At 68.7% G+C, this 4,508-nt stretch carries 5 protein-coding genes; 3 read left to right on the top strand and 2 right to left on the bottom strand.

Going from position 1 to position 4,508, the window contains the following annotated elements; genetic code table 11:
- Positions 1-59 precede the first annotated feature (59 nt).
- Entirely contained in the window at positions 60-212 is a 153-nt protein-coding gene (locus ACZ3IC_RS34050; RefSeq protein WP_467422578.1) for a hypothetical protein, read from the bottom strand.
- A 197-nt stretch (positions 213-409) separates the two neighbouring features.
- On the opposite strand from ACZ3IC_RS34050, the gene ACZ3IC_RS34045 reads away from it, so the two are divergent.
- Together ACZ3IC_RS34045 and ACZ3IC_RS34040 are read left to right on the top strand one after the other, a co-directional pair.
- A complete protein-coding gene (locus ACZ3IC_RS34045; protein ID WP_467422577.1) occupies positions 410-556 on the top strand; it encodes a hypothetical protein in 147 nt (48 codons plus the stop codon).
- A 151-nt stretch (positions 557-707) separates the two neighbouring features.
- Positions 708-1,304: a hypothetical protein gene (locus ACZ3IC_RS34040; protein ID WP_198676902.1), complete on the top strand. Its 597-nt coding sequence runs from the start codon at positions 708-710 to the stop codon at positions 1,302-1,304.
- Positions 1,305-1,709: 405 nt separating this feature from the next.
- On the opposite strand, the gene ACZ3IC_RS34035 is transcribed toward ACZ3IC_RS34040, so the two are convergent.
- Positions 1,710-2,360 carry a YwqG family protein gene (locus ACZ3IC_RS34035; protein ID WP_467422574.1) on the bottom strand — a complete coding sequence of 217 codons (651 nt, stop codon included), beginning with the start codon at positions 2,358-2,360 and terminating at the stop codon, positions 1,710-1,712.
- Positions 2,361-3,485: 1,125 nt separating this feature from the next.
- Here ACZ3IC_RS34035 and ACZ3IC_RS34030 point away from each other — a divergent pair.
- The coding region (locus ACZ3IC_RS34030; RefSeq protein ID WP_467422572.1) for an IS256 family transposase at positions 3,486-4,508 on the top strand (1,023 nt) is incomplete at its 3' end.

Genomic DNA, 4,508 nt, shown 5'->3' with positions numbered 1-4,508 from the left:
GGAAAGACGCGGTGGCGATCCGGCAAGTCGGGACACCAGATACCACGCCGACTCTGCAGTCAACCCCCGAAGAACTTCCGCAGCCGACCACTTAGCCGCACGGGCGCCCGCGCCCCCGGCAGCGTCTGGGCAACGGAACTGCCGATCAGGCCCGCTTCCCCGAACACGAGCCCGGCGGTACTGGCCACCAGGCCGGTGTTGGCCTGGTTCACGATGTGACCGCGGGCCGCCCACCCCCCGGCCGCCGGGCCCGGCTGCGCACCCGCACGCAGCCGGGCCGTTAGGCTGAATATATGGAGATCGTTCTCTCGCCTCTACGGCGACGCGCACGTCTCCCAGTTGGTCGAACGCCTGCAGGTCGAATTCGGACAGAGTTCCGTCTGCTGGTCGCGAACGGGAGGGGAGCCGGGTGGCGGAGCGATACCGCGTGGAGTGGACCTACGAGGGAAGCTCGTTGGCGTCGTACGACGCCTACGACTTGGCGCTCTACCGGGCCAGGGTGGCGGAGGACTCGATTGCCGAGGACGTCCGGATCGTCGAGGTCGGATCCGAGTAGGCGGCCGCGCCGGGCTCACTGCGCGGTGCTGGCCAGCAGCCGGCGTTTCGAAAGTTGAGGACGCCTGCGGTTGCGGGCAGCGGGCCGTTCTACTGCCCGGCGGTGCATACGCGGAGCCCTACGGGCAATTATAGGAAACGGAGCAGACGTCGTGAGTGATGCAACCGGGTCGGTGCGCACATACCGCCTCTTCCACGGCAAGCGGCTCGCGATGGGACTCAGGGGCGAACCGGGGGTGCTCGTAAGCACCTCAACCCTGCCGCCGCTGCCAGGGGCTGCACCGGTCACGCATCCGTTCGCCACCGCGACGTTCCACGTGGCCGAATGCGAGGGCGAGCTCGGAGCGCTCCTGCGCGAGGCATCCGATCTCCATGCATTCCTCGACGCTGCCGAGCGTTCCGGCTACGCAGTCGAGGCGGTCGAGGACCGCACGGCACCATTGCCACCTGCCGCAGGCGGCAGCGACGCGGCATCCGAGGGCGTCGACCGGCTCATAGTGGTGGGCAGAGCGCACTTCGCTCAGCTCAGGACCGACCCGGTGCTGAACGTCATCGAGCTGCCCGACGGGCTCGGCGTCTGCCTCGTGCACGCCGTACGCGGCGGAGGCAAGATCTACGTTGCACCCGACGAATCGGCGCTGTTCGCGGGGTCAGCGGTCGACTTCGAGACGGGCCTCGACGCGTTCCGCGACGGCGCCCGCACGCCGCTCGAGAAGTTCGACAACAACGGCAGCGGCACACAAGGGTGACGCCGCCGCCCTTGCCCGCGCTCCGCCCCCTTGACGCTGAACACGGATTGTGCTTGTCGGAGCCGAGGTGGTCGGTGATCCCGACCACCGATCGGACAGCGGCAGCCACTTCGTCAGCCGCTGAAGGATGCCCCCTCATCTGTCAGCCGAAGGTTCTCGGCCTGCAGCCCGCACCACCAACTCGTGGATCAACTGACCGTCAACCGTCAACCGTCGCCGGCTGCTTCGGCTCAGGCGTCTCGGCGGTCTCGGCCTCCGTCACGTGCTCACTGGACACCGATGAATCTTCCTGGATCAGGGATTGCACCGAACACTCACGGCCACCCCGGAGGAGACTGTGGCGGAGGAGGAGAGCGGGGGGCGGCCCGTCCGCGTAGGCGGCGGGGCCTGCCGCCACAGGCGCGCTCAGCCCGTGAGGAAGGCGCCCTCGGAGCAGGGGCGGCAGACGAAGACGTAGCCCAACTGGCCGCCGAGGCTCATCGCGGTCTGCCGGTTGATCCCCTCCTCCAGGTGTGCCGCGAATTCCGTCGTGCCGGAGCAGGAGGGGCACCCGGGCAACCGGTCGTCGTCCAGGTAGGAGGGGCTGCCGCCGAGCGATCCGAGCACCTCGCGTTGCTTCCCGAACCGCTCGCCGGGCTCCCGCTTCCACACTGAACGGGCGAGGTCGTATGCGTCGGGCGGGAGATCGTCGCCGTCATCCTCCTCGGGTTCGAGCGTCACGACCCGGGTCGTGATCGCCGACACTGCGGGCAGCAGCGTCACGCCCTTCTCGGGTACGGCCACCGGTACCAGTCCCGCGGGCGGGAAAAGAAGGACCCGATTCGCCCCGGAGGTCGCGTCCCACAGCTCGCAGGCGCCCGGATCGTTCTGGCACACGAACACCGACAGGACGCCGTACTCGACCGGCAGATGCGCGAAGAACTGCATCGGCCCTCCGCAGTAGTCGCCGCACACCGGCCAGGTGAACCCCTCGGGGGCCAGCGGCACACCCCCGGTACGTGGCACGTCTGCATCGGGCGCGGCCGTGCCGTCGTAGATCATCAAAGTTGCCTGCATGGAGGAAGGCTACGGGCAGTCGGCAGCTCAGGATCCAGCATGCACAGTGCGCCGTCGCGGATCATCCCGATGTACCCCGAGGAGGGGGGCACTCCACGAGCTCGGCGACGCCGGCGGCGGTAAACGGGTCAAGGACCGCGCGATGCTGATCCTCAGTCAGTTTTCCGCGCTTGTGCACGGCCCGTGCGGCGATGGCGCAGGCGGACTTGCTCTGTGTGAGAAGGCCCTCGCGGACCTGGTTCAGCTCATCGACGCGCAGGAGCAATGCCGATGCGACGGCGTGGTCGATCGCGGAATTCTCCGAGGCGGGCACCCGGGCCGCCCTGATGCCACCGGCGGAGGAAGCCTGGTTCAATATAGCGAGCGCGTCGCCGGCAGGGCCGTGGCGGACCTGATGTGGCGGGCGGTCGTGGGATCCACGGGGCGTACCTCCTGTGTCGTGCGGACAGCGGTCAGGCTACGGTCCGGGTCGGACAGGGCTCCGACGGCTGGGGCAGCCCGCGTGACACGGACGTCACAGTGCCGTTGGACTGCACGCCCCCGAACCGGGCTCGTCATCCTCGATCAGGAATCCGGGTGGTGGCGGCGGAGGCAACCGCGGTCCCTGCTCCAGAAGGCGGCGGAGGTGCGGTGGCACCGGAGCTTTGACAATCGGGCTTGCCGGACCACGCTCCGGGAAACAGGCCATCATACCGCTGCTGACGTGTACCAACCCTATCTCCGGTGAGCCCCCCATGGGGGGCGCGTGTTCATACTCAGTCTCTTGTCCACAGTTAACGCAACGCATGTCTCACCCCTGCTCCTGGGCCGGGCACCGCAAAATCGTGGCTCCTTGGTCCGCCAGCGGCGGCTTGATGTTCCTGGGGCTCGCGCAGCCCCACTACTTGGTCGTCTACGTTCCCCGGGCGGTTCCACGGGCGGCCTCGCCGCCACCGGTGGACTGCACGCTGATGCCCGCGGTCGCGGTGTCCTCTCAGGGTTCAGCCCTCGTCGACGTACTCCCGAGCAATGCTCAGGACTTGTGGATCGGTTCCGGGAGGGCACGCGGAGGGCGTACCTTCCCGCATGATCCTTAAGGCCTCCGAGTAGGCCCGCGTTGCAGCGCGGGCCGGGAAGGCGCGCCCTGTGCTCAGCGTAGTCACCGCCGACGGTACCACCGAGTCCGGCTCCCTGATAGACGAGATCGTGCGCGAAGGCGCCCGACGCATGCTGGCCGCAGCGCTGGAAGCCGAACTCAACCAGTACATAGCCGACTTGGCCGCCGAGACCGACGGGTCCGGCCGGCGCCTGGTGGTCCGCAATGGCCACCATCGGCCCCGCACCGTGGTCACCGCGGCCGGCCCGGTCGAGGTCACCGTCCCGCGGGTGAACGACCGCCGCATCGACGAGGCTACCGGCGAGCGCAGGCGGTTCTCCTCCAGGATCCTGCCGCCTTGGTGCCGCAAGTCACCGAAGATCTCCGAGGTGCTGCCGCTGCTCTACCTGCACGGACTCTCGTCAGGGGACTTCGTGCCCGCGCTGGAGCAGTTCCTCGGCGGCACCGCAGGCCTGTCGGCCGCGACCGTGACCCGACTGACGAAGCAGTGGGGCGAGGACCACGCAGCCTTCCAGGATCGGGACCTCTCCGACCGCGACTTCGTCTACGTATGGGCCGACGGCGTGCACCCCAAGGTCCGGCTCGGGCAGGCGCACTCCTGCGTCCTGGTCCTGCTTGGCGTCCGCGTAGACGGCACCAAGGAGCTGATCGCGCTGGCCGAGGGCCTGCGGGAGTCCACCGAGTCCTGGGCCGACCTACTGCGTGACTGCCGCCGACGCGGCATGCGCGACCCGGAGCTGGTCGTCGGCGACGGTGCCATGGGCTTGTGGAAGGCCCTGGCCGAGGTGTTCCCCGCCACGCGCCATCAACGCTGCTGGGTTCACAAAGCCAGAAATGTCACGAACGCCCTGCCGAAGTCCGCACAGCCGGGCGCAACGAAGGCCATGCAGGAGATATACAACGCCGAGGACCGCACCCACGCCGAGAAGGCCATCAAAGCATTCGAGAAGACCTACGGGTGCTGTCACGTTGTTGGGTTGCAGGTGCCTGACGGTGCGTCGTGGCCTGGTGGGGCCCGCGGTCCGGGCCTGTGGTCAGGCCGTGGTGGGCCG

Source organism: Streptomyces sp. NPDC002958 (assembly GCF_055563255.1).
Note: the sequence above shows the minus strand (reverse complement) of the source record. Positions and strands in the feature narration are given on the sequence as shown.